This is a genomic window from Staphylococcus sp. AC872 (assembly GCF_979255425.1).
This window is the reverse complement of sequence record NZ_CEEDKW010000071.1, coordinates 1-252: the sequence shown is the minus strand read 5'-3', so window position 1 is coordinate 252 and position 252 is coordinate 1. Positions and strand designations below refer to the sequence as shown.

Sequence of the window (252 nt, the reverse complement as noted above, 5' to 3'; positions counted from 1 at the left end):
CGTGATCCTCCTCACCGGTGGAGACACCGCCGGATGTAAGAAGGAGATCATGGGCGGACGCCGCCTCCGTGAGGCGTGCCGCGAGAAGAGTTCGGTCATCGCGTAGGATGCCGAGGTCGCTCACCTCGGCGCCGAAGCGTTTCAGCAGGGCGACCAGCATCACCCGGTTGGAATCGTGGATGGCCCCCTGCGACAGGGCGCCCTGCGGCTCGGCCAGTTCATCGCCGGTAGAGAACACCGCCACCTTCAGGC

1 protein-coding gene is annotated in these 252 nt (G+C 66.3%); it reads right to left on the bottom strand.

From position 1 onward, the window contains the following. Positions 1 to 252 (bottom strand): molybdopterin-binding protein (locus ACZ267_RS12965; RefSeq protein ID WP_463680357.1); only part of this gene is annotated, 252 nt, incomplete at both ends.